The following is a 2,727-nucleotide window of genomic DNA, read 5'->3' as shown; positions in this document are numbered from 1 at the left end:
CCCACCTGATTTAAATGCAGTTAGTTCTGAGTTATTAATATCATCAATTTCACTTTGATGTTTTTCGGACAAAAAATCATAAGCTCTTGCTTTTATTTCACGGGTTTCTTTAATGGTTATGGTTTGTGCTATACTACTAACTTCATTACTGTTTTTGTAACGATCTATGCCAAATAAAATAAACAAAAAAAGTACAAACAAAGATACACCTATTCTTATTTTCATGTAATTCTCCTTTTTCCTTTTAATTCTTTTTTCCATTAATAATCATTATTCTATTTGTTCATTACAAATGGTTCACAAAAATTAAAAGTTCTACTGCTAAGATATTAGTAATATTAATGATAATTCCAACATGTATAACATTTTTCAATTTTACTTTTATACTTGCATTTGTTTAGGGATACAGACCATAGCGGTTTATACTTTTTGATTATGAAATTGATCCAATATTTCTTATGGAATTATCCGAAGATGTTTGTCTTGTTCTTCCTCAAGGGTCAATAATTTTACCTTATTTTATGTAAATCATTTATTATTGTGTGACATTGGTTAAAATATAATTTGAAATACTCTATGTATCAAAATAGTTAACTATAATAGAGTGTTTGGTTTAACAAGTACTCTTCCATTAAGGCACCAATTACTGAGCAACATCCCACCTTCTCAATTTTTTAAATCCCTCTATAAAATAGTTGAAGACGCTACCCTTTTTAAAATGAGTAACGTCTTATTATTCATTTAATAGTTCAGTATAATTCAGCCACCCATTGGTGGATCAGCTAGTAGAGTTGTGTCACCTAAAAATGTACTTGCTGCAATAATTCCAACTACTAAAACTACGATAAGTGCTACTTTCTTCATTTCCCTCACCTCCTCAAAAGCACTTATGTATTTTTTAAAATTCCTTTTAGTAAATCAAGTCTATTTATTTTGCAAAATCTATACTTGATTTACCTTTATTTATATAGTTCATTTTTCTTCAATAAGAAGTTTTCATTTAGATCCTTTTGGCCCCAAAATACTTCTAATAATTCCAGCGTTTCTTCAATATCTTTAGCAACTTCGTTTCTACCAAATGATTTATAACCATCTATACTTTTCACAAAGAATTGTTTAGAAATATCATAAGAATTGTAAAAATATGATTGTGCAATTATGTAATATGCGTATGAATTAAATGCATTACCTATATTAGCCTCAATTACTTTCATGGCATAAAACCTAGAAGTATCTGCATCATAAAATACCCAGAGGTTAATATTTGATAATACTTCATATAGTTTTACAGAAAATACTCTTTTTAAATACTTTTCTTTTACATTGTTGATTAGAATTTTTATCTCTTCTGATATCTCAAAAACTTGTTTGTGATCTTTTTTTAAATCATAGGCATAACATTTAAGCAATCTTTGCAATATTTCTAATGAAGTAAAATTTTTAGTATTTAAGCCGTTTACTTCATTTAAGAACTTGTCTAAATCTAATTCGTAGGCTTGTATTTGCCATAGATATAATAATGAGTATGCTTCAACCCAAGGTTTGCTTTCAGAATTGGATGTTTGTTTTATTCGTTCAATCAAACTATTCATAGCATCAAATTGTCTATTTACAGATAAGTAGTCCAACATTGTCCTAGCAGACATACTATTTACATCAATATTGGTTGAATAGTCCATCATTATTTCAAACTCATTATCCTCATCTAAAAATTTAACCATTTTAACCAAACCTTCGAAGTCATGAAACTCTTTATTTTCTTCATTTTTAAATTTTGTAATTGAAGAGCTTGCACATCCAATTTCTTTAGCTAGATTGGTTATAAGAGAACTGTCATCAGATGATTTTTTATTAAGTATTCTTTTTAATATACACATAAGATCCCCTCTCTAGTTAAAGTTGTATCAGTCAGTAATTTTACATTTTTTATAAAATTACTGACTTTTCTGATAATTTTATAAATTGTTGTGTTAGGTTAACATTTAATTCATTAATTGGTATAGATATTATAGTTGCACAGCTCCATCTATTTGATAGATCTGCAAATAAATCAAAAAAGCTTAATCTTAACACTTCTATAATACCATTATTTACTAATTATTTCCTATTAGAATCGAAAAAATCTATTAATAGAATGAATATTTAAGCTCAAAATAAAAAACAGCTATATTCTTAGCTGTTTTTGGGAATATCGATTATTCTAGGAGCTTCTATAAACACTTACACTAAATGCAGTACCATCAATAAATTAGTAATAAAAATAGTGAAAAAAAATAAACAAGTTGGCATGTTATCATAAAATAAACATTTTACCTTTTCCATTTTCTATCACCTCAGTCTATTCTATTTTGTCTAACTAAAAAAAAGACTTGAGGTAATATAAAATATTTACAAAAAGACAGCCATGTCGATTAACATTAATTTATCATTTATAAATGTTCCGAATTATTACTAGTAGCAGTGGCGATTTTTCATTGGCATATAAAAACCAGCTCAATAAGCTGGTATCAAAATAAAATAGCTGTAAGCATTTCTCTAACTAGATAATAAATCAATATTCTTATATTTATTTAGAATTGTTTGGCATGTAGCACAATTAATTATATGATCTTCAATATACAATCTTTGTTTCTTTTGGAATTTATCAGCATCTTCTAGTAAGCTTACTATTGCATTAATGAACTCTTCGCAATATTGTTCGAACATATAACACCTCCTTATTAGTAT

The 2,727-nt window shown here is 27.0% G+C and carries 3 protein-coding genes; all 3 read right to left on the bottom strand.

Going from position 1 to position 2,727, the window contains the following annotated elements:
- Positions 1 to 225: hypothetical protein (locus V7014_RS19890; RefSeq protein ID WP_335509588.1), on the bottom strand; the 225-nt coding region annotated here is incomplete at its 3' end.
- Positions 226 to 959: 734 nt separating this feature from the next.
- A complete protein-coding gene (locus V7014_RS19885; RefSeq protein WP_335509586.1) occupies positions 960 to 1,877 on the bottom strand; it encodes an AimR family lysis-lysogeny pheromone receptor in 918 nt (305 codons plus the stop codon).
- A gap of 658 nt (positions 1,878 to 2,535) precedes the next feature.
- Complete coding sequence (locus V7014_RS19880; protein ID WP_335509585.1) at positions 2,536 to 2,706, bottom strand: hypothetical protein; 171 nt, start codon at positions 2,704 to 2,706, stop codon at positions 2,536 to 2,538.
- Between the last annotated feature and the right edge of the window lie 21 nt (positions 2,707 to 2,727).

Source organism: Bacillus sp. JJ722, from assembly GCF_036963345.1.
In the GTDB taxonomy this organism is placed as follows: Bacteria; Bacillota; Bacilli; order Bacillales; family DSM-1321; genus Bacillus_AD.
This window is presented reverse-complemented; position numbering and strand designations above follow the sequence as displayed.